25 protein-coding genes and 3 tRNA genes are annotated in these 23,986 nt (G+C 70.3%); 18 read left to right on the top strand and 10 right to left on the bottom strand.

Features of this window, described 5'->3' with window-relative positions; genetic code table 11:
• Window positions 1-4 precede the first annotated feature (4 nt).
• On the top strand, window positions 5-370 hold the full coding sequence (locus ACI3EY_RS07220; RefSeq protein WP_405039933.1) for an HNH endonuclease: 366 nt from the start codon (window positions 5-7) through the stop codon (window positions 368-370).
• A 7-nt stretch (window positions 371-377) separates the two neighbouring features.
• Here ACI3EY_RS07220 and msrB read toward each other — a convergent pair whose 3' ends face one another.
• On the bottom strand, window positions 378-839 hold the full coding sequence (gene msrB / locus ACI3EY_RS07215; RefSeq protein WP_405039932.1) for a peptide-methionine (R)-S-oxide reductase MsrB: 462 nt from the start codon (window positions 837-839) through the stop codon (window positions 378-380).
• A gap of 92 nt (window positions 840-931) precedes the next feature.
• Here msrB and ligD point away from each other — a divergent pair, with 92 nt between their 5' ends.
• Window positions 932-1,993, top strand: coding sequence for a non-homologous end-joining DNA ligase (gene ligD, locus ACI3EY_RS07210; RefSeq protein WP_405039931.1), 1,062 nt, complete (start codon window positions 932-934; stop codon window positions 1,991-1,993).
• An 18-nt stretch (window positions 1,994-2,011) separates the two neighbouring features.
• On the opposite strand, the gene manA is transcribed toward ligD, so the two are convergent.
• Window positions 2,012-3,196, bottom strand: a complete 1,185-nt coding sequence (gene manA, locus ACI3EY_RS07205; RefSeq protein WP_405039930.1) for a mannose-6-phosphate isomerase, class I — start codon at window positions 3,194-3,196, stop codon at window positions 2,012-2,014.
• A 69-nt stretch (window positions 3,197-3,265) separates the two neighbouring features.
• Here manA and ACI3EY_RS07200 point away from each other — a divergent pair, with 69 nt between their 5' ends.
• Genes ACI3EY_RS07200 through ACI3EY_RS07185 form a run of 4 tightly spaced genes read left to right on the top strand, consistent with a single transcriptional unit; the run spans window position 3,266 to window position 7,142 of the window.
• Entirely contained in the window at window positions 3,266-4,357 is a 1,092-nt protein-coding gene (locus ACI3EY_RS07200; protein ID WP_405039929.1) for an ATP-dependent DNA ligase, read from the top strand.
• Window positions 4,357-5,568: an alpha/beta hydrolase gene (locus ACI3EY_RS07195; RefSeq protein ID WP_405039928.1), complete on the top strand. Its 1,212-nt coding sequence runs from the start codon at window positions 4,357-4,359 to the stop codon at window positions 5,566-5,568. The genes ACI3EY_RS07200 and ACI3EY_RS07195 overlap by 1 nt, the downstream gene beginning before the upstream one ends.
• Window positions 5,565-6,197, top strand: a complete 633-nt coding sequence (locus ACI3EY_RS07190; RefSeq protein ID WP_405039927.1) for a dihydrofolate reductase family protein — start codon at window positions 5,565-5,567, stop codon at window positions 6,195-6,197. Before ACI3EY_RS07195 ends, ACI3EY_RS07190 begins: the two co-directional genes overlap by 4 nt.
• A gap of 18 nt (window positions 6,198-6,215) precedes the next feature.
• A complete protein-coding gene (locus ACI3EY_RS07185) occupies window positions 6,216-7,142 on the top strand; it encodes a PPK2 family polyphosphate kinase (protein WP_405039926.1) in 927 nt (308 codons plus the stop codon).
• On the opposite strand, the gene glgX is transcribed toward ACI3EY_RS07185, so the two are convergent.
• Entirely contained in the window at window positions 7,139-9,256 is a 2,118-nt protein-coding gene (gene glgX, locus ACI3EY_RS07180; protein ID WP_405038144.1) for a glycogen debranching protein GlgX, read from the bottom strand. The genes ACI3EY_RS07185 and glgX overlap by 4 nt on opposite strands.
• Window positions 9,257-9,410: 154 nt before the next feature.
• Here glgX and ACI3EY_RS07175 point away from each other — a divergent pair, with 154 nt between their 5' ends.
• The 4 genes from ACI3EY_RS07175 to ACI3EY_RS07160 all read left to right on the top strand — a co-directional run bounded on the left by ACI3EY_RS07175 (window position 9,411) and on the right by ACI3EY_RS07160 (window position 10,820).
• Complete coding sequence (locus ACI3EY_RS07175; RefSeq protein WP_405038145.1) at window positions 9,411-10,463, top strand: YihY/virulence factor BrkB family protein; 1,053 nt, start codon at window positions 9,411-9,413, stop codon at window positions 10,461-10,463.
• 78 nt (window positions 10,464-10,541) lie between these two features.
• Window positions 10,542-10,614 (top strand) — tRNA-Gly (locus ACI3EY_RS07170).
• 28 nt (window positions 10,615-10,642) lie between these two features.
• A tRNA-Cys gene (locus ACI3EY_RS07165) sits at window positions 10,643-10,713 on the top strand.
• A 32-nt stretch (window positions 10,714-10,745) separates the two neighbouring features.
• Window positions 10,746-10,820, top strand: a tRNA-Val gene (locus ACI3EY_RS07160).
• Between the two features lie 557 nt (window positions 10,821-11,377).
• On the opposite strand, the gene ACI3EY_RS07155 is transcribed toward ACI3EY_RS07160, so the two are convergent.
• Window positions 11,378-12,598, bottom strand: a complete 1,221-nt coding sequence (locus ACI3EY_RS07155) for an MFS transporter (RefSeq protein ID WP_405039925.1) — start codon at window positions 12,596-12,598, stop codon at window positions 11,378-11,380.
• Between the two features lie 51 nt (window positions 12,599-12,649).
• Here ACI3EY_RS07155 and ACI3EY_RS07150 point away from each other — a divergent pair, with 51 nt between their 5' ends.
• Window positions 12,650-12,970, top strand: coding sequence for a type II toxin-antitoxin system Phd/YefM family antitoxin (locus tag ACI3EY_RS07150; RefSeq protein WP_405039924.1), 321 nt, complete (start codon window positions 12,650-12,652; stop codon window positions 12,968-12,970).
• Window positions 12,971-13,050: 80 nt separating this feature from the next.
• Here the strand turns inward: ACI3EY_RS07150 and ACI3EY_RS07145 are convergent, their stop codons facing one another.
• The 5 genes from ACI3EY_RS07145 to ACI3EY_RS07125 all read right to left on the bottom strand — a co-directional run bounded on the left by ACI3EY_RS07145 (window position 13,051) and on the right by ACI3EY_RS07125 (window position 17,321).
• Window positions 13,051-14,466: a hypothetical protein gene (locus ACI3EY_RS07145; protein ID WP_405039923.1), complete on the bottom strand. Its 1,416-nt coding sequence runs from the start codon at window positions 14,464-14,466 to the stop codon at window positions 13,051-13,053.
• The gene (locus tag ACI3EY_RS07140; RefSeq protein ID WP_405039922.1) at window positions 14,463-15,068 is read right to left on the bottom strand and encodes an ABC transporter ATP-binding protein; all 606 of its coding nucleotides are present in this window, start codon (window positions 15,066-15,068) and stop codon (window positions 14,463-14,465) included. Before ACI3EY_RS07140 ends, ACI3EY_RS07145 begins: the two co-directional genes overlap by 4 nt.
• An 85-nt stretch (window positions 15,069-15,153) precedes the next feature.
• Window positions 15,154-15,471, bottom strand: coding sequence for a transcriptional regulator (locus tag ACI3EY_RS07135; protein ID WP_405039921.1), 318 nt, complete (start codon window positions 15,469-15,471; stop codon window positions 15,154-15,156).
• Window positions 15,468-15,947: a hypothetical protein gene (locus ACI3EY_RS07130; RefSeq protein ID WP_405039920.1), complete on the bottom strand. Its 480-nt coding sequence runs from the start codon at window positions 15,945-15,947 to the stop codon at window positions 15,468-15,470. The genes ACI3EY_RS07135 and ACI3EY_RS07130 overlap by 4 nt, the downstream gene beginning before the upstream one ends.
• Before the next feature lie 108 nt (window positions 15,948-16,055).
• Window positions 16,056-17,321, bottom strand: a complete 1,266-nt coding sequence (locus ACI3EY_RS07125) for an SDR family oxidoreductase (protein ID WP_405039919.1) — start codon at window positions 17,319-17,321, stop codon at window positions 16,056-16,058.
• 99 nt (window positions 17,322-17,420) lie between these two features.
• On the opposite strand from ACI3EY_RS07125, the gene ACI3EY_RS07120 reads away from it, so the two are divergent.
• Window positions 17,421-18,359, top strand: a complete 939-nt coding sequence (locus ACI3EY_RS07120) for an AraC family transcriptional regulator (protein WP_405039918.1) — start codon at window positions 17,421-17,423, stop codon at window positions 18,357-18,359.
• A gap of 46 nt (window positions 18,360-18,405) precedes the next feature.
• Complete coding sequence (locus ACI3EY_RS07115) at window positions 18,406-19,443, top strand: SDR family NAD(P)-dependent oxidoreductase (RefSeq protein ID WP_405039917.1); 1,038 nt, start codon at window positions 18,406-18,408, stop codon at window positions 19,441-19,443.
• Window positions 19,444-19,480: 37 nt separating this feature from the next.
• Here ACI3EY_RS07115 and ACI3EY_RS07110 read toward each other — a convergent pair whose 3' ends face one another.
• Window positions 19,481-20,374, bottom strand: a complete 894-nt coding sequence (locus tag ACI3EY_RS07110; protein WP_405039916.1) for an oxidoreductase — start codon at window positions 20,372-20,374, stop codon at window positions 19,481-19,483.
• Window positions 20,375-20,433: 59 nt separating this feature from the next.
• Between ACI3EY_RS07110 and ACI3EY_RS07105 the strand changes: the two genes are divergently transcribed.
• The 5 genes from ACI3EY_RS07105 to ACI3EY_RS07085 all read left to right on the top strand — a co-directional run bounded on the left by ACI3EY_RS07105 (window position 20,434) and on the right by ACI3EY_RS07085 (window position 23,877).
• The gene (locus ACI3EY_RS07105) at window positions 20,434-21,033 is read left to right on the top strand and encodes a TetR/AcrR family transcriptional regulator (protein ID WP_405037050.1); all 600 of its coding nucleotides are present in this window, start codon (window positions 20,434-20,436) and stop codon (window positions 21,031-21,033) included.
• A 47-nt stretch (window positions 21,034-21,080) separates the two neighbouring features.
• A complete protein-coding gene (locus tag ACI3EY_RS07100; protein WP_405037051.1) occupies window positions 21,081-21,572 on the top strand; it encodes a hypothetical protein in 492 nt (163 codons plus the stop codon).
• A 47-nt stretch (window positions 21,573-21,619) separates the two neighbouring features.
• Window positions 21,620-21,772: a hypothetical protein gene (locus tag ACI3EY_RS07095; RefSeq protein WP_405037052.1), complete on the top strand. Its 153-nt coding sequence runs from the start codon at window positions 21,620-21,622 to the stop codon at window positions 21,770-21,772.
• 97 nt (window positions 21,773-21,869) lie between these two features.
• Complete coding sequence (locus ACI3EY_RS07090) at window positions 21,870-23,123, top strand: MFS transporter (protein ID WP_405037053.1); 1,254 nt, start codon at window positions 21,870-21,872, stop codon at window positions 23,121-23,123.
• Entirely contained in the window at window positions 23,116-23,877 is a 762-nt protein-coding gene (locus ACI3EY_RS07085) for a MerR family transcriptional regulator (protein WP_405039915.1), read from the top strand. The genes ACI3EY_RS07090 and ACI3EY_RS07085 overlap by 8 nt, the downstream gene beginning before the upstream one ends.
• The last annotated feature ends 109 nt before the right edge of the window (window positions 23,878-23,986 follow it).

The following is a 23,986-nucleotide window of genomic DNA, read 5'->3' as shown; positions in this document are numbered from 1 at the left end:
GCAGGTGCCCACCCGCGCCCGCTCCGCCCGGTATGCCCGTCGGCGTGCCCGACGCCTGGCGGCGCAGGTGCAGGACCTCACCTCGGAGCAGTGGCAGCTGCTGCGCGAGGTGTGGGGAGGCTGCGCCTACTGCGGGCACGAGGGGGCGCTGCAGAAGGACTGCCTGCTCCCGGTCTCGCGCGGCGGGCGGTACACGCTGGACAACGTGGTCCCGGCGTGCGCGTCCTGCAACGCGAGCAAGGGCAACGTCGAGGTCACCACCTGGCTGCGGCGCACCCGCCGGGACGAGCGGGCGTTCCTGCTGCGCCACGCCCTGCGCCGCGACGTGGTGGCGACCCGGCTGGCGCAGCAGGCCCCTGCCCAGGGGTGACCTGCGCTCAGGCCTTCGGCGTGAGCGTCATCGCGATGCTGTTCATGCAGAACCGCTGGTCGGTGGGGGTGTCGTAGCCCTCGCCCTCGAAGACGTGACCCAGGTGCGAGCCGCAGGAGGCGCAGCGCACCTCGGTCCGGGTCCGCCCCAGCGAGTCGTCCTGGATGTACTGCACCCGGTCCTCGGCGAGCGGGGAGTAGAAGCTCGGCCACCCGCAGTGCGTCTCGAACTTGGTCTCGCTGCGGAAGAGCTCCTCGCCGCACGCGCGGCAGGCGTAGACGCCCTCGGTGGTGGTGTCGGTGTACTCACCGACGAAGGGCCGTTCGGTGCCGGCCTCGCGGAGCACGTGGTACTCCTCACGGCTGAGCTGCTCGCGCCACTCCTGCTCGGACTTCGCGCGGGTGTAGCTGCCGCCGGTGTCGCTGTTCCGGGCGGCGTCGGTCTCGGGGGTGCTGTGGTGATGGGCCATGTGAGGGGAACGACCGAGCCCCGCGATTACTTCCGACCGGGCGAGCGTCGTGCCGCGACCGGGCGAGCGTCGTGCGACTACATTCTGACGGTATGCCTGCCGACGCGCTGACGCTGACCGCCGCCGGACCGGACGGTCACCCCCGGGAGGTCCGCCTCTCCAGCCCGGACAAGGTGGTCTGGCCGGCCACCGACCACGGACCGGCGATCACCAAGGCCGACCTCGCGGCATACCTGGACGCGGTGGCGGTCCCGATGCTGCGCGGGCTGGCCGACCGGCCGGTCACCCTGCAGCGGGTGCGCGGTGGGATCGAGGGTGAGGAGTTCTACTCCAAGAACCCGCCGAAGGGGGTGCCCGACTTCTCCCGGACGACCATCTGCACCTACCCCTCCGGCCGCAGCCACCCCCAGCTCGTCGTCGACGACGCGGCGACCCTGCTGTGGACCGCGCAGATGGGCACCGTCACCTGGCACCCCTGGCCGGTCCGTTCCGGTGACAACGACCACCCCGACGAGGTCCGCATCGACCTGGACCCACAGCCGGGTCGTGCGTTCGCGGACGTCGTCGAGGCGGCGCGGGGGTTGCGCGAGGTGATGACCGACGCCGGGCTCACCCCGTTCGTCAAGACGACCGGCAACCGGGGGGTGCACGTCTTCGCCGCCGTCGAGCCCCGGCTGGAGTTCCTCGAGGTGCGGCACGCGGTCATCGGCCTGGCCCGTGAGCTGGAGCGCCGGATGCCGGACCTGGTGACCACCGCGTGGTGGAAGGAGGAGCGGGGGAGCAAGATCTTCGTCGACTACAACCAGGCCACCCGGGACCGCACCCTGGCCGCCGCCTGGAGCCCGCGCATCCTGCCCGGGGCACCGGTGTCGGTGCCGCTCACCTGGGACCGGCTGGGTGAGGTGGATCCCGCCTCGCTGACCGTGCACACCGTCCCCGGCTTCCTCGCCGAGCACGGCGACGCCTGGGAGGGTCTGCACCGGGATCCGGGGGTCGTCGACGCCGCCTACGCCCTCTGGGAGGCCGACCTCGAGCGGGGTCTGGGGGAGCTGAACTTCCCCCCGGACCACCCCAAGATGCCGGGGGAGCCGCCCCGGGTGCAGCCGAGCAAGAAGGTCGCCGAGCACTGGGACGAGCAGGGGAACAGGATCTAGGGCTGAGGTCGGAGCGCCTCAGCCGGTGAGCGTGGTCGCCAGGTAGAGCGACCCCTGCCCGCGCAGGGACCAGGTCCCTGCGCCGTCGGCGAGGCACGCCTGCCCGCGCGCGAGCTCGCGGGTGTCGCCGTCGACGGTCACCTCGAAGCGACCCTGCAGCACCAGTGCGATGGACGCGGTCCCGGTGACCAGCTCGGCGTCGCCACGCACGTGCACCAGCTCGAAGGAGACGTCCGCGCCCGAGGGCACCGTCCGCGGCCGGTATGCGCTCGCGCTCGGCCCCACCTCGACCGGCACCAGGCGCGGGGCCGGGCCGGGGGTGAAGTCCAGCACCTGCAGCAGCTCGGCGACGTCCACGTGCTTGTCGGTGAGCCCGCCGCGCAGCACGGTGTCGCTGGGGCCCATCAGCTCCACGCCCAGCCCGGACAGGTAGCAGTGCACCTGACCCGGTGGGATCCACAGCGCCTCTCCCGCGCCCAGCCGGACCCGGTTGAGCATCAGTGCCAGGGCGATCCCGGGGTCCCCGGGGTGGTGCCGGGCGAGCAGCGCCACCAGGTCGTGCTCGGGCAGCGGTCGCAGGTCCGCGCTGCTCAGCGCCTGCACCGTGGAGGCGACGCGTGGGTCTCCGGAGAGCAGCCAGGAGACCGCGTCCCGGATCGCCGACGTCGCGTCCGGGGCGTCGCTGAGCAGGTGCTGCCAGTGCCGCAGCCCGGCACCCGGCGGGTCCTCCTCGGTCCTGGCGGTGACCAGCTCCAGCAGGGCCAGGGTCTCGGCCGGCGGACGGAAGCCGCTCATCCCGTCGAAGCCGTCCTCGACGGCGATCAGCAGCTCGGGTTTGCCGTGCGGGTCCCGGTAGCTGCGGGCGCGGTCCTCGACCGGGACACCGGCCCCCTGCTCGCGGCGGTGACCGGAGCGTCCCTGCTCGGCGCCGGGGTGGGCCTGCACCGACAGCGGCGCACCCACGGCCAGCAGCTTGAGCAGGTAGGGCAGTCGCTGCCCGCTCTCCCGTTCCCAGGCGGCCAGGTCCGGCCACCCGCCGTCGGTGGGGTCGGCAGGGCGGCTCGGCGCACCCGGGTGGGCGCCGAGCCACAGCTCGGCCTCGGGCGTGCCGGTCGACCGCTGCCCCAGGGCGTCGGCGATCCCGCCGGCGGCACCCCAGGCATACTCCTTCACCGTGCCGGAGATGGGGGTCAGGCGTGTCATCACGGCTGAGCGTACGTGGCGATCCCGGGCACCCGGCGCATGTCGGTGCGATCAGGCAGACTGACCCCTGTGGACCTGCCCGTGATGCCCCCGGTGAGCCCGATGCTGGCCAAGCCCGCCGCGGTGCTGCCGCCCGGATGGCTGTACGACCCGAAGTGGGACGGCTTCCGCTCGATCGTGTTCCGCGACGGGGAGGAGGTGGAGCTGGGCTCGCGCAACGAGAAGCTGATGACCCGCTACTTCCCCGAGCTCGTCAACGCGGTCCGGCGCGAGCTCCCGCCGCGCTGCGTGGTGGACGGGGAGATCGTGCTCGCCGACCCGGCCGGTGAGCGGCTGGACTTCGAGGCCCTCGGTCAGCGCATCCACCCGGCGGACTCACGGGTCCGGATGCTGGCCGGGTCGACGCCCGCCGCGTTCGTGGCCTTCGACCTGCTCGCGCTGGGCGACGAGGACCTGACGGGTCTGCCCTTCCGCCAGCGGCGCGAACGCCTGGAGTCGGTGCTCCCGGCGCACTCGGCCGGCTCGGTGCACCTGTCGCCGCTGACCGACGACGCGGAGCTGGCGATGCGCTGGTTCGCGGACTTCGAGGGGGCCGGGCTGGACGGGGTCATCGGCAAGGACCCCGAAGCCGTCTACCAACCGGGCAAGCGGGTGCTCACCAAGCTCAAGCACACCCGCACCGCGGACTGCGTGGTCGCCGGGTACCGCACCCACAAGAGCAGCGACGAGGCCGTCGGCTCCCTGCTGCTGGGCCTGTATGCCGAGGACGGCCGGCTCGCTCACGTCGGCGTCTCCTCCGCCTTCACGATGGCCCGCCGCCGGGAGCTGTTCACCGAGCTCGCGCCCCTGGTCACCGAGTTCGAGGGCCACCCGTGGGACTGGGCGGCGCAGCTGGTCGCGGGGGACCGGACCCCGCGCAAGAGCGAGGGGTCGCGCTGGGCCGCGGGCAAGGACCTGTCCTTCACGCCGTTGCGTCCGGAACGGGTGGTCGAGGTGCGCTACGACTACCTCGAGGGGGACAGGTTCCGGCATACCGCCCAGTTCGTGCGCTGGCGGCAGGACCGGGAGCCGGCCAGCTGCACCTACGACCAGCTCGAGCTGGTCCAGGACTTCCCGCTGGCCGACGTCCTCGGCGCACCGGTCACCCCGCGCGGGCACTGATGGGGGACGCGACGAGGGCGGTCACCGGGACGGCGCGGCGGGCCGCGGTGGTGGGGGCGAGCGTCGCCGGGGGAGCAGCCCTCGGCGGGGCGGTCTCGATGGGCACCGCCACCTACTTCGCGCACCGGGTGATCACCCCCGAGCACGAGAAGAAGGACGACGTCACCGTGCTGGCGGTGGACGCCGAGGCCGGGACCGTGACCCTGCGGGCCGACGTCCAGACCACCTCGCCCGGCCGGTTCGGGCTGTGGCTGGACGGCGGCCAGGGGCACGCGCGGCTGGGGGAGGTGCTGGAGGAGACGGCGGCGGAGGAGGGCCGGGCCCACCGTGGGACGGCCACCGTGACCCGGCGGCTGCTGGGGGTCGACCGCGGGGACCTGGGCCCGGGACCCGCCCGGTGGAACGGGTACTTCTACAGCGGCGACCCCACCACCGCCCACGGCCTGCCGCACGAGGACGTGCTCGTCACCTCCGACATCGGCGACCTGCCCACCTGGCTGGTGCGCCCGGAGCCGGAGACCGACAGAGGTGACTGGGCGATCCTGGTGCACGGCCGCAGCGCCCAACGGGCCGAGACGCTGCGCGCGGTCCCGGTGCTGCACCGGCTCGGGCTGACCTGCCTGGTCCCGATGTACCGCAACGACGTGGGTGCCCCTCCCTCGAGCGACGGGCGCTACAGCCTGGGCCTGTCCGAGTGGCAGGACATCGACGCGGCCATGCGGTACGCCCTCGCGCACGGGGCGCGCCGGCTGGTCCTGGTCGGCTGGTCGATGGGCGGTGCGGTGGTGCTGCAGGCCCTGAACCGGTCCCCGGTGGCGCACCGCGTGCACCGGGTGGTGCTGGACGCCCCTGTCATCGACTGGGGCTCGGTGCTGGCGCACCAGGCGGACCTGCACTTCATCCCGCGACCCATCGAACGGCTGGCCCGGGGCCTGATGCGCAGCCGCCTCTCGCACCACCTGCTGCGGATCGCGGAGCCGGTGGACGTGGCGGCCACGAACTGGATCGACCGGGCGGACGAGGTGGGGCACCGCATCTTCATCATCCACTCGGCCACCGACCAGACGGTGCCCTTCGGCCCGTCCCAGGACCTGTCCCGGCGACGGCCCGGCCTGGTGCAGACCTTCGTCTGGCCCCGGGCGCGGCACTGCCAGGAGTGGAACACCAACCCCTCGCTGTGGGAGGACCTCGTGGCCTCCTTCCTGCGGTGAGCGTGCGGCTGGCGGCCGGGCCGCTGGGCCCGGAGGAGCTCGCCGACTGGTATGCCGCCCCGCGACCGGCGTGGGTGCGCGCCGGGTTCGTGACCACCCTGGACGGCAGGGTGACCGGCGCGGACGGACGCAGCGGCAGCCTGAACGCCGGCTCCCCGGGGGACCACGCGGTCTTCGGTGCGCTGCGGGAGTGGGCGGACGTCGTCGTGGTCGGCGCCGGGACCGCCCGGGCCGAGGGGTATGCCCCGCTGTCGACCTCCCCGCTGGTGGTGGTGGCCCGGGCGGTGGCCGAGGTCCCCGAGGAGCTTCGGGAGGTGGAGGACGTGCTGGTGGTGGACGGGGGAGGCCAGGACGTCGAGGCGGAGCAGGTGCTGGCGCTGCTCCGGGACCACGGCTGGGTCCGGGTGCTGCTGGAGGGCGGCCCGGAGCTGTTCGCGAGCTGGGTGGGTCAGGGGGTGGTGGACGAGCTCTGCGTGACCGTCCGCCCGGTGCTGGCCGGTGGGTCCGGTCCGCTGCTGCAGCCGCTGCGGTCGAACGGGGGTGGGTCGTCGGGACCTGACCTGCTGGGACGCGCGACGCACCTGCTGGAGTGGGAGGGCGACCTGTTGGTCCGGACACGGCTCCGCTGACCGTGGAAGACTGACCGGATGGCCACGAAGACGTCGAAGAGCTCGAAGAAGAAGTCCACGAAGACGAAGACGAAGGCGAAGAAGAAGACCACGACCCCGGTGCAGGTGTCGCCGTCCCCGTTCACCGACGCGCTGCGCGTCCAGGACGGGTTCACGCTGACGGACCTGGACCCGCGGGCCACCCCCGCCTTCGACGGCAAGAAGGACGAGGGGAAGGCCGCGCTGGCGGCGGCCGACGACGAGCTCGACACGCTGCAGGAGAAGCTCTACGCGAGCAGCAGGGCCGGCGGCCGGAACCGGGTGCTGCTGGTGGTGCAGGGCATGGACACCTCCGGCAAGGGCGGCATCATGCGGCACGTGGTGGGTGCCGTCGACCCGCAGGGCGTCGAGCTGACCGCCTTCAAGGCGCCGACCGCGGAGGAGCGCAGCAACCCCTTCCTGTGGCGGATCCGCAAGGCGCTGCCCGACCCGGGGATGATCGGCGTCTTCGACCGCTCGCACTACGAGGACGTCCTCATCGTGCGGGTGCACGACCTGGTCCCGCCGGCCCAGTGGCGGCGTCGCTACGCCACCATCAACACCTTCGAGGAGAAGCTGGTCGAGGACGGCGTCACCGTGATCAAGGTGATGATGCACATCTCGCCGGAGGAGCAGAAGGCCCGGCTCGGGGAGCGGTTGGAGCGCCCGGACAAGTACTGGAAGTTCAACCCGGGCGACCTTGACGAGCGTGAGCACTGGCCCGCCTACCAGGAGGCGTACCAGGCGCTGCTGGAGCGGTGCAGCCCCGCGCACGCGCCCTGGTTCGTGGTGCCGGCAGACCGCAAGTGGTATGCCCGGCTGGCCGTGCAGCAGCTGCTCCTGGAGCACCTGCGCGGGTTGGACCTGTCCTGGCCGGAGGCCGACTTCGACGTGGCCGCCGCCCAGGAGAGGCTCGCCTCCTCCTAGTCCTCGGCGTCCGGGGTGGCCTGCAGGACGACGACCGCGCGGGCCGGCATCTGGTGGGTCATCCCGGTCTGCCAGGGCACGTCGTCGTCCAGGTCGTCGCCGCTGGTGTCGATGACCACCTGCCAGGTCGGGGTGTCCATCCCGTCCGGGACGGTGAAGTCGACCGGTTCGTGGTGGCCGTTGAAGAGCAGCAGGAAGTGGTCGTCGGTGAGCACCCGCCCGGTCTCGTCCCGGTCGCTGATGGCCTCGCCGTTGAGGAAGACCATGACGGCCTGCTCGTGGCTGTCCCAGCCCTGCGCGGTCATCACCGAGCCGTCGGGGGAGTACCAGACGATGTCGCCGAGGTCGCTCTGCCCGCCGTGCTCGGCGTCACCCGCGAAGAAGCGCCGACGGCGGAAGACGGGGTGGTCGCGGCGCAGGGCGATCAGCGTGGAGGTGAAGTCCAGCAGTTCGCTCTGGGCGTCGTCCAGGTCCCAGTCCATCCAGGACAGCTCGTTGTCCTGGCAGTAGACGTTGTTGTTGCCCTCCTGGGTGCGGCCCATCTCGTCGCCGTGGGCGAGCATCGGCACGCCCTGGCTGAGCATCAGGGTGGCCAGGAAGTTCTTCTGCTGGCGCAGCCGGAGCGACTCCACCTCGGGGTCGTCGCTGGGGCCCTCGACACCGCAGTTCCAGGACCGGTTGTGGTCCTCACCGTCCTGGCCGCCCTCGCCGTTGGCCTCGTTGTGCTTCTCGTTGTAGGAGACCAGGTCCCGCAGGGTGAAGCCGTCGTGCGCGACGACGAAGTTGATCGAGGCGTAGGGACGGCGGCCGCTGTGCTCGTAGAGGTCGGAGGACCCGGTGAGGCGGGAGGCGAACTCGCCCATGGTCGCCGGTGCGCCCCTCCAGAAGTCGCGGACGGTGTCCCGGTACTTGCCGTTCCACTCCGTCCACAGGGGCGGGAAGTTGCCGACCTGGTAGCCGCCGTCGCCCAGGTCCCACGGCTCGGCGATGAGCTTGGTCTGGGAGATGATCGGGTCCTGCTGGACGATGTCGAAGAAGGCGGAGAGCTTGTCGACCTCGTGGAACTGGCGGGCCAGGGTCGCGGCGAGGTCGAAGCGGAAGCCGTCGACGTGCATCTCGGTGACCCAGTAGCGCAGGCTGTCCATGATCAGCTGCAGCACGTGCGGTGAGCGCATGAGCAGGCTGTTTCCGGTGCCGGTGGTGTCGTAGTAGTGCGCCTTGTCGAAGTCGACGAGCCGGTAGTAGCTGGCGTTGTCGATGCCCCGGAAGGACAACGTCGGGCCCAGGTGGTTGCCCTCGGCGGTGTGGTTGTAGACCACGTCGAGGATGACCTCGATGCCGGCCTCGTGCAGGGTCTTGACCATCGACTTGAACTCGGTCACCTGCTGGCCGTGGCCGTAGGCGGAGTAGGCGTTGTGCGGCGCCAGGAAGCCGATCGTGTTGTAGCCCCAGTAGTTGCCCAGGCCCTTGTCCTGCAGGTGCGGGTCGTCGACGAACTGGTGCACGGGCAGCAGCTCGATGGCGGTCACCCCGAGCGAGGTCAGGTGCTCCACGACGGCGGGGTGGGCGACCCCGGCATAGGTGCCGCGGATCTCCTCCGGCACCTCCGGGTGGCTCATGGTCAGGCCCTTGACGTGCGCCTCGTAGAACACGCTGTCGTGGTAGGCGTGGTTCGGCGGGCGGTCGTGCCCCCAGTCGAAGAACGGGTTGACCACGACGCCCAGCATGGTGTGCGCGGCGGAGTCCTCGGTGTTGTAGGACGCCGGGTCCCCGAAGTCGTAGGCGAACAGGCCCTGGTGCCCCTGGATCTGGCCGTCGATCGCCTTGGCGTAGGGGTCCAGCAGGAGCTTGTGCGGGTTGAACCGGTGGCCCTCGGACGGCTCGTACGGGCCGTGCACGCGGAAGCCGTAGCGCTGACCGGGCTGGCAGTTGGGGACGTAGCCGTGCCAGACGTGGGCGTCGACCTCGGTCAGCGGCAACCGGGTCTCGACGTCCTGCTCGTCGACCAGGCACAGCTCGACGGCGGTGGCGTGCTCGGAGAACAGCGCGAAGTTGGTGCCGCGACCGTCGAAGGTCGCGCCGAGGGGATAGGCCGAACCGGGCCAGAGCTCCATGCGGGTGGTGCTTTCTGTCAGGGGTGGGTGAGAACTGTATGACGGCGTCGGCACCAGCAGTTCAGTCTAGAGGCCGGGGGAGCGGACGGGCGACGCCAAGCGATCCTCGGCACGTCGCCCCGTGCCCACGGGGTGCCGGGGCTAGCGTGAGCGGGTGCCCACAGCCCCGACGTTCCGGCAGCGGCTGCGCCGGGTCATCGCCCCGATCCCGGGTGCCGTGCCGCTGGTCCGGGTCACCGCCGAGACGGCGATGGTCGCCTTCCGGTACCGCGCGACGGGCCTGGCCGCCGAGGCCGCCTTCTTCACCCTGCTGTCGCTGCCGCCGCTGCTGCTGACCCTGGTCGCCGGCGCGGGTTTCGCCTCCGAGTGGCTGGGACCGGCCACGTTGGACCGGATGAGCAGCGCCCTGGAGCGCTGGTCCTCGACGTTCCTGACCCCGGAGACGGTGGAGCAGGTGATCATGCCGACCTTCCAGGAGACGCTCACCGCGGGCCGTGCCGACATCCTCTCGGTCGGGTTCCTGGTCGCCCTGTGGTCGGGGTCCCGGGCGCTGCACATCTTCCTCGACGCGATCTCGATCATGTACGGACAGGGAGGGGAGCGCGGACCGGTGGCCGCGCGCATCCTGTCGCTGACGGCATACCTCGGCGCGGTGGTGATGATGGGGATGACGCTGCCGCTGCTGCTCATCGGTCCCGGTTACCTGGTGCGCTGGCTGCCCACAGAGCTCGAGATGCTGGTGGAGCTGTACTGGCCGCTGGTGGGGCTGCTCGGCTTCGTCAGCCTGACGGGGCTGTTCCACGTCTCCACCCCGCAGCGGTCGCCGTTCTGGCGGGACCTGCCGGGAGCGCTGCTGACGGTGATCTTCTGGGTGGTCAGCTCGGTGCTCATCCGCCGCTGGGCGGAGCTGGCCTCCGGCGGGGTCTCCGTCTTCGGGCCGCTGTCCGCGCCGATCATCCTGATGGTCTACCTGTACTTCCTGTCCTTCGCCGTGCTCGTGGGGGCCTCGCTCAACGCCGCGATCCGCCGGCTGTGGCCGCCGCCGGAGTACCGCGGACCGAAGGCACGCGTGAACGAGTGGTGGGAGGAGCGGCAGGCGAGCCGCGCGGCCCGGCAGGAGGAGCAGGAGCGCCTTGCGGCGGCCCGGACGGATGAGGAGGAGGAGCGGGAGCTGGCCGGGATGGACGGCATACCGGGGCCGCGGTGAAGGCTCACGGACGAGATTTGGCACCGGGCGAGGCGTCGGCTAGTGTTTCCTTCCGCACCGCTGGTCACAGCGGCGCAGGCGGATGTAGCTCAGTTGGTAGAGCGTAACCTTGCCAAGGTTAAGGTCGCCGGTTCGAGACCGGTCATCCGCTCGGAGGCAGTACCACCGGATGCCTTGATGGTGGAGTGGCCGAGAGGCGAGGCAGCGGCCTGCAAAGCCGTATACACGGGTTCGAATCCCGTCTCCACCTCGCAGTTCGCGGCTCAGGACTGCCGCGGACCCGGGCGATTGGCGCAGCGGTAGCGCGCTTCCCTGACACGGAAGAGGTCACTGGTTCGATCCCAGTATCGCCCACCAGCATCACCGCAGGTCAGCACTCCTCAAGCAGGGGCGCTGACCTGTTCTGCGTCCAGCGCCTGGTTGCAGTTTGTGTCACACATTCTCGGATCTGCTGCCTTCAGGGGTGGCGCCAGCGGCTCCTGCGTCCCATCTCTACCGTGACCGGCGACGCCCAGTGCTAGTCGTTCGGGCCTCCTGCGACGCCTCTTCTGCTCTTGGCCCGTTGTGCGGGCACCGCTAGGGGACTGCTTCACGATCCAATGTCGGTCGATCTCCGGCGTGATCCAGCGACGAGGTCGGGTGGGCTGCGCCCGGTGGATGAGCGCTGGTTGATCGCAGACCTTGTGCGGCTGGGTCGGTCAGGCCGAGACCAATGAGGGCCACCGGCCGGAAGTCACGACCGAAGAGACTGAGCACGGCCGTACTGGTGTACTGCACCGACCAGCAAGTCCCACAGCCTGACGACGTTGCGGCCGCGGTAGCGCCGTAGCAGCTAAGGCCCGAATCGACGGGCGTCGGGCTTCTGGCGGCGGTGAGCGACCTGGTCCACGCGTTGACGTTCGCCGTCGCTGCGGTCAGTCCTTCCGGGCGGCGGCGATGGCCTGGTCGATCTCGGGCAGACGCCATAGGAAGACGCACGCGATCGCGCATAGCAGGCTCGCGACGCCGATTGCCAGTGACGTGTTGGCTAGGGAGGCGATGAGTCCCCCGAGCAGGGCGGCGATCGGGGAGACGCCGATCCCGACGACGTTGAAGGCGCTCGTCACTCTCCCCAGCAGGTGGCGTGGGGTCAGTTCCTGGCGGATTGTGACGGCCAGGGTGTTCCACAACATGGTCGCGACGCCTAGTCCGAACAGTGCGCACCCGGCCAGGATCGGGGTAGGGGCAAGTGCAAGTGCGCCGATCGTGACGGTGCCAAGGAGCGCCGATGCCAGCAGGCAGCGGTTGGTTCCGAGAGAGCGGTGAAGGCGGGAGGTCAGCAGGGAGCCGGCCCCGCTGCCGATTGCGTAGACGCTGATCAGGATGCCGTAGCCGGTGGGTGGTAGGCGCAGGAAGTCCAGGGTGTGGATGACCAGCACGGCGAGCAGAACGCCGGTTGCGGCCGAGAGTAGAACGGTTCCTGTGGCGATGGAGCGAAGCGCGCGGTGCGAGGCCAGCCAGCGCACGCCGTCCGCAGCTTCCTGCCGGATCGATCGTCGGTCGCGAGGAGGTGAAGGCGCCGTCGTCGTCTTCGGTATCCGAGCTGCGCACAGCGCCGAAAGTATGAGCGAGAGCGTCTGGGCGATGACGGGCGATGCCGCGGAGGTGGCGTAGAGAGCACCGCCCAGAGAGGGACCTGCGAAGCTTCCCGAAAGCATGGCTCCGGCTTGCAGGCGGCCGTTCGCGGCTGCCAGGTCTTCTCGGTTGACGAGTGTCGGCAGTAGAGCTGGTGCCGCGCTGCGGATCAGGGTGGCTCCGCTGGCCAGCAGGAAGGCCGCGACCAAGATCAGGGCCACGGACGCCCTATCGAGCACGACCAGGAGGCCGAGTGCGAGGGCGACACCGACGCGAGCGAGGTCTGTTCGCCACATGACCGTACGGCGGTCCCAGCGATCGACGAGTGCGCCTGCCGCTAGACCGAACAGCAGCCACGGCAAGCCGCTGGCCACCTGCAGCAGCGACACCACGAGCGGATCGCGTGTCTGGCTCGCGATCAGTAGGGGAAGCGCCGTCATCGACAGTCCGTCGCCCATCGCGGCGCCGACCGTCGAGCCAAGAAGCCAGCCGTATCCGCGGCGTGGTGGGGGAGCATTCATCGGGCCACGTCCTTCAAATTGTACGTTTTGTACGTAACGTAGCATGTGGTCATGGACGAGGAAGTGGCGGTTTCTGAGGCCCGTGGGCAACTGTCAGAGTTGGTGAACCGGGTCCGGTTCGGTGGTGAGCGCATCGTGCTCACCCGGCACGGCAAGGGGGTGGCGGCCCTGGTGCCCTTGGAGGTGCTGAGCCCGCACGCGGGGGACTCTGCCTCGGGTCAGGGTTCAGATGGTCAGGTGATCGATCTGGGCTCGCGCTCGACGCCCCCTCGGGGTCAGATCGCGGCGCGCACCGACTTCGACCGCATGCCGTCGTCGCGGCCAGCGGCCCCGGACGACGATCCCGGACACCCGCCCGGCAGTCTCACCTGAATCGGGAGGGTCTGCCGCACACTCGGGTGTCACCTGATGGGGCGGCTGTAGCGGGTGCCGGTTGCAGATGCTGGTCCGGACTATGTTGTTCGGACCCGTTGGCGTAGGGCGACAAGCACGGCTGCTGTTGCGGGTATGTAGGCCAGAATGGGAAGGCCGCTGCCGAGCGTGAGGGCTGTGGCGCCAATGGCTGTGGGCACGAGTGTGGCGAGGAGTAGTGCGTCGGCCTGCCACAGGGCCATGGGAATTGCTGAGGCGTCACCCATCGGGGTGGGTGCAGGCATGAGCAGGATGAGCGGCATGGGGCCTTTGGCCGCGTCGAACATGCGGACCACGACACAGAACAGCGCACCGCCGACGGCCAGTGCCGCCATCAGAGGTTGACCTCCGAACAGGACGGCGAGAAGCCCGGCGAGAGGTCCCAGGGTCAGGACCACGGCGAAGGGCAGCAAGGCGTGCATCCCCACGAGTTGGTGATCGGAGAGACCGTAGAGGGTCGGTGCTGCGCTGGCCTCCACCGCATGGCGGAACCCGTCGCTCCACACGCCCAGAGCCAGGTACCCCATCACGGAGGAGGTGCCGATGGCGACCCACGTCATCTGGTCCGGGAGCGTGGTGGACAAGGCGCCCACCAGGATCGCCAGGCACAGCGCCGCCGCGGCAACCACGCTGCGGACCGGGGTACGCGCCGCACCGATCAGGTCGCGGCGCAGGAAGAGAACGGGCAGCAGCGTGCTGTCTCCGACGGCACGGACCGGTCCGGGGCGCCGCGGCCGTGTCCGGTAGGCACCTGCGGCGGCTGACAGATCACCGGCCCCACCGGCGGTCGTGGCACTGCGCCAACGACGCGCCTGCTCCAGCAAGATCGGCCCGCTGAGCCGGTCGAGCAACGGCGGGACGAGCACCAGCAGACCCACTGCTACGGCGAACAGCGCTCCCCGTCCGGGCAGGCCCAGCGGGCCGGGCCACCGCAGGGCCAGCCCTCCGATGACGATCAGGCATGCTGCCGCCGCACAGGTCGTGGTCCGCGGGGTCAGGGCCTGTCCTGCCAACCAGGCCACCGCCACGAGAACCCCCACCGTCGCACCCGCCAGCGCGCCCTCCCCGAGGGTCGTGGGTCCAGCCGCCCCGGCACGTAACAACGCCGCTTGGGGGACCGCACCGAGGACGGACGCCAGGAGTAGGAGCAGCAACAACACGGACCGGAACCGGCCGCGAAGACTCACCCTGCGGGGCTGCGGACCGCCAGCTATCAGGTGGATCCTGAACGGGCTCATGACTACGGGGCCACGGGTCCTGCCAGCGGCCAGAGCGGCGGCCAGCAGCAGTCCAGTGCCAGCCACCACGAGAGCCGGGAACTGTGCGTGCTCGATGAACGTGACCAGCGGAGGGCTGCTGAAGGAGACCATCAAGGTGTACAGGGTGGGACCGGCCAGGACAGCCAGCAGCAGGACGGTCACGTAGACCCGGTACAGCACGTCGGCACCGCTGGTCATGCCACGCTCGTCAGGTGCAGGGTCTGGTCGCCCAGCTCGGAACTGAACCGGGAGTCGTGCGTGGCCAGCACGACGGTGGTGCCGGCACAGGTCCGCGAACGGAGGGTCTCGATCACCATGCCGATCCTGTCGACGTCCAACCGGTGCTCCGGCTCGTCCAGCACCAGCACCGAACTGGGCCGAACGAGCGTCAGCGCCAGGGCGAACAACTGCGCCTGGCCGGACGATAGCTGGTGGGGGAAGCGGGACATCAGATGACCAAGACCCAGTTCCTGGACGATCCCGGTGGCCCGCTCCGGTGAGTTCGTCCCCCTCGAGCGCCAGGTCTGGGCGACCAGGCGCAGGTGCTCATCGAGGGTCAGGTCTCGCGCCACGGGGGGAGGGCCGATCTGCGCGGCAAGCTCCCGACGAAAGATGTGGTCTCGCTCGTCGCAACGGCGACCTTGGACGGTCGCCGCGCCCCCGGTGGGCCGTTGCAGACCTGCCAGCACCCGCAGCAGGGTGGTCTTGCCTGAACCGTTGCTGCCGGTGATGACCAGGCACTGGCCCTCAGGCACGGAGAACGAGACCGGCGACAGGGTCGGTACACCCTCGATGGCCACGTGGGCCTTTCTCACCTCAACCGCACAGAACACCCGGTGAGTATGCCCCGGGGCTCCGAGGAGCGTTCGACCCCACTCCGACCATTCAGCCAGCACAACCCGTCGCGGCAGTTGCATGGTCGTCGAGCATGGCGTAGAGGGCGGCGCGGTGGGACCGGTAGGCCAGAGCACCCTGCCGGGTCATGGTGTACGTCGTCGTGGACCCCGGCCCCCGTCCGCGCTTGGTGGCGTCGACGTAGCCGACTGACTCGAGCGTGGACATCTGCTTGGACAGGTCCGAGTCCGTCAGCCCGAGGTGTTCCTTGAGGAACTGGAATGTGGCGAACTCGGCATTCGCCAGCACGGCCATCGCCATCAGACGCTTGGGGGCATGGATGACCGGATCAAGGTTCCCCGCAGTCATGTGAGCCGTTCCCTGACAGACGCCGCCGCGCGTTGGTAACGGTACTGGTACAGGGACAACCCGGCAGTCGTCAGGACGAACACGGAAACGGACGCTGCCGCCGTACCTGCCCACCACCAGGCGCACACCACGAGGGCTGCAATAGCCACCGCACCGACGGCGTATCTCCGGTACTCGTGTCGGATCTCTGACGGAGGTGTGCCGCGACCGGGGACAGGGAGGGCGCCTGTTCGTTGGCTGAGCCAGCCCACGAACGCTCCCATACCCGCGCAGAGCGCGACCGTCATGGCGATGAACGCGAGTTCACTGGCGCGCCACAGCGCGAACGACGCGAGGTGAGCAGCGAGCCATGCGCCGAAGAGTGGAGGCACCCACCAGGGAGACGCCGACATCCCGAGGTATGGCGCGGCCTCGGCGCGCTCCAGCGCCCGGAGGCGCTCGGACGGGTCAAGAGAATTTTCCACAATGGCAAGCATATGAGGTGCTTTCCACCTCTGCAAGTATCCTTCGAGCTGCACCGCTCACGCCGATCGCGACAGCGCCGCGTCCGGGCTGGTCCGCCCGAGGTGCCACCGCAGCTGCTCCTAGGGGACGAGACGCTCGGCGCGGTAGCGGTCGATGAGCCCGAGCAGCGCGCGCTCCGTGCTGACGTAACCGGTCCAGCCGAGCAGGCGGCTGCGGGTCATGTCGGCGAGGACCTCCATGTCCCGGCCCAGATCGGCATCGGTGTGCCACCACGAGGCCACGCGCTCCAGATCGGGCTCGACGAGGCCGTGCTCGGTCACCAAAGCGGCCCACGCACCCTCTACACCCGCCATCTGCTCCTCCAACGTCTGCGGCACCTCCCCGGGGCCGTGGGGATCGACACCGAGATGGGCGGCGATGCGAGGCCATAGCCGCCGCCAGCGCACGACATCGCCGTTCACGACGTTGAAGGCGGTGTCGGCTGCAGCGGGGGTGGTCGCCGCCCAGATCTGGTGGTCGGCGAGCAGTCCCGCGTCGGTGAGATCGACGACCCCGTCCCACTGCGTGCGGGAGCCGGGGAAGACGAACGGACGACCGAGGTGGCGCTGGATCCCGGAGTAGGTGGCGAGGGTCGAGGCCAGGTTCATCGCGTTCCCGACGGCGTAGCCGATGACGGTGTGGGATCGGTGCACGCTCCAGGTGAATCCGTGCGCCTCGGCCGCTGCGAACAGTTCGTCCTCTTGGGCGTAGTAGAAGTTGTCGACCGGCAGACGCTCGGCGTCCTCGAGGAATGGCGTGTCCGGGAGGTCTCCTTGTCCGTAGGCTTCGAACGGGCCGAGGTAGTGCTTCAGCCCGGTGACCAGCGCGACGTGGCGCACCGACCCCTGCGGCCCGAGCACCCCGAGCACGTCGCGGACCATGCCTCCGTTGACACGGATGTTCTCTGCCTCGGTCTCCTGGCGCGACCAGGCGGCGATGAAGACATGGGTCGGGCGCAGGTCCGACAGGCTGTTGCGCAGCGACTCCGGCGACCGCAGGTCGGCCGACACATGGTCCGCCGGCGAGCCAGGGACCGGAGAGCGCGACAGGCCGGTCACCTTCCACCCGGCTCCCGTGAGTTGATGCACCAGCGCAGAACCGGTGATGCCGCTCGCGCCGAGCACGAGCGCGTGCGCGTCCGCGGGCGGGGTCCGAACCGGTGTCGGTGCACGGTCGGACAGGGGTCCAGCCGTCGTCGCGTCGGAGGAGGGGACGTCGAAGCGCTGCACGGGAAAGCCTTTCATCTGCACACAGGGGAGACAGCGAGCATCCGTCCAACCCCGATCTCGGGAGCGGCATTCCACGGCGTCGGTGTCGTGATTCCGAAGAGCGAACCTCGACTCCACACTCCTGGCTCCCCCCACGAGCGCCCGCTGCCACGGCTCCCGGCGGGCGACCGGCTGGGCACCGCCTGCTGGATGACGCCGGCTCGGCAAGGTGGAAGAGTGGAACGCGTGCCGTCGGACCACCTCTCAGAGTTCCTGGACCTCGTCGATGTGCGCGCGACCCTGTCCGGGATGATGAGGGTCGATGGGCGCTGGCGGGTGCGCACCCAGAACTGTGACCGACTGAAGTTCCTGGGGGTCGCACAGGGCCGCGCCCTGCTCCGCACCGACGCCGCACCTGCCCTGGACCTTGCACAGGGCGACGTGGCTGTGCTCAACGGCCGTGCGTGGCTGGAGCTGTCGGGTGGGGGACAGGCGGGGTCGGTACGCGAGGTCGTGCCACCGGTCGGATACGTCGAGGACCTGACGACGGACGGCTCACCCGCGGACGTCGTGATCGGCGGCCACGTCGACCTCGACGAGACCGGGCAGGCGGTCCTGGCCGGAGCGCTCCCTCCTGTGATGCACCTTCGAGGCGCCCTGTCGCCTGCGCAGGGCGTGCAGCGCAGCCTTCGGCTCCTCCTGGAGGAGACGGCGGCCGGCGGCCCAGGCTCGCCGTTCGCCGTGCGCCAGTACAGCCGGCTCCTGCTGCTCGAGGTGGCTCGCCTACCGGCGCCGCCGGAGGACCGGCCGCCTGGATGGCTGCGGCTGATCTCCGACGAGCGGCTGCGCCCGGCGGTCGCCGCCATCCACGCCGACCCGCGCGCTGGCTGGTCCGTGACCGATCTTGCCGGCCTGGCGCACATGTCGCGGACCTCGTTCACCGAGCGGTTCCGCACCGCTGCGGGACTACCGCCACGCGCCTACATCACACGATGGCGGATGATGCTCGCCCGGCGCTCCCTGGGGACCCTCGATGTACCGGTGGGGGTGCTCGCCGACCAGCTGGGATACGGCTCCGAGAGCGCCTTCTCGAACGCTTTCAAGCGCGAGGTGGGGGTCTCCCCGCAGCGCTATCGGCTCCGCCGGCGCCGGCGGACGCTCGCGCAAGAAGCGTGAACGGCCACGTATTCCTTCCGGCCCGACGGCCCCGCAGGCTGGAGGCATGACGCACGACGACGCGCACAAGCAGCATCCGATCGGTTCGGGGTTCACCGCCTCCGACACGGCCCAGGACGTCCTCGCCGGGATCGACCTCACCGGCAGGAACGTGATCGTCACCGGGGGTCACGCGGGGCTCGGTCGGGAGACCACTCGCGTGCTGAGCCGTGCCGGTGCTTCGGTGGTCGTCGGTGCGCGGGACCCGGACAGGGCGGCTGCCGGGCTGGAGGGCATCGACGGGGTGGTGATCGCTCGGCTCGACCTGCTCGATCCCACCTCGATCGAGCAGTTCGCGGCTCGATACCGTGACGCCGGACGGCCCGTGCACATCCTCGTCAACAACGCAGGTAGGGCGCCCGGGGAGCTTGTGCGCGACGCGCGCGGCTACGAGGCCCAGTTCGCGACCAACCATCTCGGCCACTTCCAGCTCACCACCGCCTTGCTGCCGTCCCTGCGCGACGCACACGGGGCTCGCGTGGTGAACGTCACGTCGGGGGCGCACCGGTTCTCCGACATCCTCTGGGAGGACCCCCACTTCCACGTCACCGAGTACTCGCCCGGTCTGGCCTACGCGCAGTCCAAGACCGCCAACGTCCTGTTCGCGGTCGAGCTCGATCGCCGCTGGGCGGCGGAGGGGATCCGCGGATACGCCGCTCACCCAGGTGTCGTGGTGGGCACCGGTCTGAACAGCGCGGCGGGCGAGGATGCCCACCGGTCCCAGGGCCTGGTCGATGAGTCCGGGCGGCCGGTCATCGACCCACGGCACGGCAAGAAGACCTTGCAGCAGGGCGCCAGCACCATCGTGTTCGCCGCCACGAGCCCGCTGCTCGCGGACATCGGCGGCGTCTACCTCAAGGACAACGACATCTCACCCCTGGACGACGCGCCACGGCCGATGTCCTCCCTCGAACCTCCGTCCGAGGTCATGTCGCACTCGATCGATCCGCTCTCGGCGCACCGGCTCTGGGACCTGAGCGAACGTCTCCTCGCCCCGCCCTCTGCCGCGACGAGACGCCGCTCGGAGGGCTCCCCGCGCACGTAGGCGAGCAGGACGGGCGGGCCTCAGGAAGAACCTGTCATCAGCGCGCATCGGTGAGGGGGAAGATGACGCCGGTGAGCTGTTCGGACACCGTCCAGAGACGGCGTGCGAGATCGCCGTCGCGGGCTTGCCGGGAGCGGCTGACGAGCGTGGGCGCACCGCGACCCTGCAGGAACCCGCTCGGGCCCACGTAGCTGTTACCGGGGATGTCCGCGACGGCTGCGTAGAGGGTGGGCAGCGAGCCGTCGTCATCGCTCTGGGCCAGCAGGTGGGCGACCCGCCGCTGCATCGCCTCGCGGCGGGGCCGGGTACCCGGCGGGCGCAACAGGTTCGTGGACGCCATACCTGGGTGCGCTGCGGTGGCCAGCACCGAGGAGCCGGCCTCGTTAAGCCGGCGCTGCAGCTCGGCGGTGAACAGCAGGTTGGCGAGCTTGGACTGTCCGTATGCTCTCGCCGCCCGGTACGGCCGCCGCTCCCACTGGAGATCCTCGAAGTCGATCGAGCCTGCCCGGTGACCGTTCGAGGAGACGGTGACCACCCGCCCTGTCAGTGTCGGCAGGAGCAGGTTCGTCAGCGCGAAGTGCCCGAGGTGGTTGGTCCCGAACTGCAGCTCGAAGCCGTCCGCGGTGCGCCCGAGCGGCGGGACCATCAGGCCCGCGTTGTTGATGAGCAGGTCGACGGGCCCGTCGAGACCCTCGGCGAACGCGCGGACCGAAGCGAGGTCGGCGAGGTCGAGGCGACGGACGTGGAGGTCGCCGGTCATCGTCGCGGCGGCCTCCCGACCCTTGACGCGATCGCGCACAGCCAGCACGACCCTCGCTCCCTTGGCCGCCAGTGCGCGAGCAGTGGCACGGCCCAGTCCGCTGTTCGCGCCGGTCACGACCGCGGTGCGACCGGTCAGCGAGGGGATGTCTGCCAGGGAGAAGGGGGCCATGGCGCAAATGTAGTCAGTGACTACTAGGTTGTCAATGACAACATCGCTAGGCTCGAGCTGTGTCCGAGACGAGCGAGCGTTCCTACCACCATGGACGGCTTCGTCCTGCCCTGCTGGCCGCCGCCGAACGCACCCTGCGAGAGCACGGAGTCGACCAGCTCTCCCTGCGCGAGCTGGCTCGAGAGGTCGGGGTCAGCCACGCCGCGCCGCGCCGCCACTTCATCGACCGCCAGGCCCTGCTCGATGCGTTGGCGATCACGGGCTTCGAGCGTCTCGACACCCAGCTGCGGGCGGCTCTCGAGGATGCTCAGCGGGACGTCGGGTCCCGCCTCAGGCGCACCGTGGCGGCGTACATCCGCTTCGCCACCGACAACGCTGCACTGCTGGACCTGATGTTCGCGACGAAGCACCGACCGGGTGCCCACCATGTCGTCGCGGCCGCCCTGCCGGCATTCACCGCGATGCATGAGCTGATCACGGACGCCCAGGAGGCAGGTGAGCTGGATCCGGGAGATCCCGAGCGGATCGGCATCGTGCTCTTCGCCACCATGCAGGGCATAGCCACGCTGATCAACGGAGACATGGTCAGACCGGAACTCCTCGACGGCCTCGTCGACACGGCGGTGGAGCAGTTCCTGCGGGGGACGCTCCATTCCTGACCGGCACGGTCTGTGCGTGCAGCCGGAAGACATGACATCGTGTACGGATGGATCAAGATGTCCGTGGGGCTGAGCAGGGGGATCGGCTGCTGGCGCAGCGGTCACTGTTCTGGAAGCTGGCCTGCAGCGTGTGGGTGCTGCTGGTCGCAGTCGGCTTCGTCATGTTCTCGGTGCTCGGGTGGGCATTGGGTGCCGTCCTCTCGCGCTCCAAGAAGATGTGGTGGTGGACCCTCGTATGGGGAGTCCTGTACGTCATCGCCGCCGTCGCAATGGGGTTCGAGGGGGATGCCTCTGATGCTGATTTCATCGTCTTCCTCACCATCTGGGTCGGCAGCACGGGGCACGCCGCCTACCTGGCACGGGGAGTCCTCAGGACCCGGGCCGTGGCGCTGGCCAAGGACCAGGCGTGGCGGACTCCGACCGCGGGATCGCCCGGGCCCGGGTCGGCATCCATGCCCACCATCCCGCTGCCGGACGGTGTCCCTCGTCTACGTGGGGACCTCCGTGACTCGAGTCCGCCGCCTCCCCCGGGAGCGTGAGGACGCGGACAGAGCTGAGGAATGAAGGACGGATAGGTGACATCGAGGTGCACGCATCCGTCGATGCCGAGGGCCTCTCCCTCTTCCCTTTGGCCGCAGAAAGGCGCACCCTGGCGAAGGTGACCCACCTCATCACCATCTGGGAAGACGACGACGACGAGGACGACGTGGAGGTGCCCAAGCGCGACCCGCCCGACTAGGGTCGACGACGGGTCCGCCGTGGACGCGGCATCGGGGGTAAGCACCTGCGCAGTGCCGTCTTGACCCCGTCGCGACGTCATAGTTTCTGCTGTCGGTATGAGACTTCTGCCCGCTGCCTACCTGACCTCCTACACACTCTCCGCACTCGGCAACTCCATCGCGGCGATCGTGCTCCCCCTGGTCGTGCTGCAGACCACCGGCAGCGCCCTGGCTGCGGGCACGGTGGCCGCGGCCACCGTCGTGCCGGCGGTGCTGGCCGGCCTCTTCATGGGGGTGGTCATCGACCGGATCAACCGGCGCACGTCCTCGGTGCTCACCGACCTGATCTCTGCCGCGGCGATGTTCGCCCTACCGGTCGTGGACATGATCACCGGGCTCTCCGTGGGCTGGTTCGTCCTGTTCGGCATCATCGGCGCCGTGGGCGACGTCCCGGGGATCACCGCGCGGGAGGCGCTGCTCCCGGCGGTCATCCGCCACGGCAACATCTCGGCCGAGCGCATCACCGGGACCCGCGAGGCGCTGGGCGCGGTCGCCCTGCTCGTGGGCCCGGCCGTCGCCGGGGTCCTGGTGGCAGTATGGGGCGGGACCACGGCACTGTGGGTCACCGCCGCGACCTCGCTCGCCGCCGCGCTGATCACCCTGCTGATCCCGCACCGGGTGGGGCAGCTCGAGGCCGTGCAGGAGGCCGGTGGCGCACAGGCGGCCAGGGCGTGGAGGCAGTTGAAGGAGGGGTGGTCGGAGATGATCAGGAACGGGTTCGTCCGGGTCACCACGGTCATCACCATCGTCGCGGTGGCCGCCGTCGCCGGGCTGCAGGGAATCATCCTGCCGCTCTACTTCACCGAGATCGAGCGGCCCGGGATGATCGGGTTCGTCATGAGCGCCATCGCCGCGGGCTCCCTCGTCGGCGGAGGCATCTATGCCGTTGCCGGGACGAAGGGCTCTCGCCGGGGGTGGTTCGTGTCCGGAGTCCTCGGCAGCATCCTCGGCCTGGTCACCCTGGCCACCCTCATCTCGGTATGGGTCCTGCTCGCCGGCGCCTTCGTGCTCGGCTTCTCGGTCGGTCTCTTCGGCGCGCTGATCGGGGTGCTCTCCATCGAGCGCATCCCCGAGCGCAAGCGCGGGCGGGTGCTGGGCACGCAGAACACGTTCGTCACCGCGGCCGCGCCCCTGGGCATCTTCGCCGCCGGGGCCATCACAGAGGTCACCGGGGTCCACGCGGCGCTGGTGGTACTCGCCTCGGTCTGGGCCCTGGGCCTGCTGTTCGCGCTCTTCGCGCGACCGATGCGCAACCTCGACAGGCCCGTGGCCGAGGTCGCTGACCACGGCGAGGTGCCGCAGCATGCGTAGCAACGACCTCGCCCGCCTCGCCGGGATCAGCGTGCGCACCCTGCGCCACTACCACCAGGTCGGTGTCCTCGAGGAACCGGTCCGCTCGGGCAACGGCTACCGCGACTACGACACCCATGCCCTGGTCCGGGTCCTGCGCATCCGCCGTCTGGCCGAGCTGGGGTTCTCGTTGGCCCAGATCGCCACCCTCGTCGAGGGCAGCGGGCCCGCCGCGGAGGACCTGTTCGACAGCCTGGACGCCGAGTTCGCCGAGCAGATCGAGCGCCTCACCCGCCAGCGCGAGCTCCTGGCCCACCTGCGACGTCATGGCGTTCCACCGGACCTCCCGCCGGAGATCGCGGCCTCCCACGAGCTGCTCCGACGCTCCGGGCTCACCGAGAGTGCGGCGGAGCTTGACCGTGACTACGCACTGCTGCTGGCCCAGGTCCTGGGCGCTGCCGGCCAGGAGTACCTCACCGCCGTGTACGACCTGATGAGCAGACCCGCCCGAGCACCGGCGACGGCCGCAGCCATGGCCGCCTGGGCCGACCTCGACGACGAGAGCACCGAGGCGGACATCGACCGCCTCGTCGGCCAGCTCACCGAGCTCCTCGTGCCCGTCCTCGCCGAGCTCACCCGCGACGGAGGACCCCCACCCCCGAGCCTGGCGGAGGCGCAGCTACAGGAGCACACCACGGACTACGTCACCCTCGCCCAGCAGCGACTGCTCGAACGGCTGCTGGTCGCGCTGGAGAAGGAGCAGCCCGACCCCTGACCCGGCAGCGAGGCGGCAACGCGGTGTCGCGGCGGCGATGTGCGGGCGCCCCCGGCCTTCGGCGAACATCCGCATACTCTGGCTCCGGCAGTTATGTCCGGCGTGCTGG

This window comes from Serinicoccus shuyuelongi (assembly GCF_045032955.1).
Lineage (GTDB): Bacteria > Actinomycetota > Actinomycetes > Actinomycetales > Dermatophilaceae > Ornithinicoccus.
Note: the sequence above shows the minus strand (reverse complement) of the source record. Positions and strands in the feature narration are given on the sequence as shown.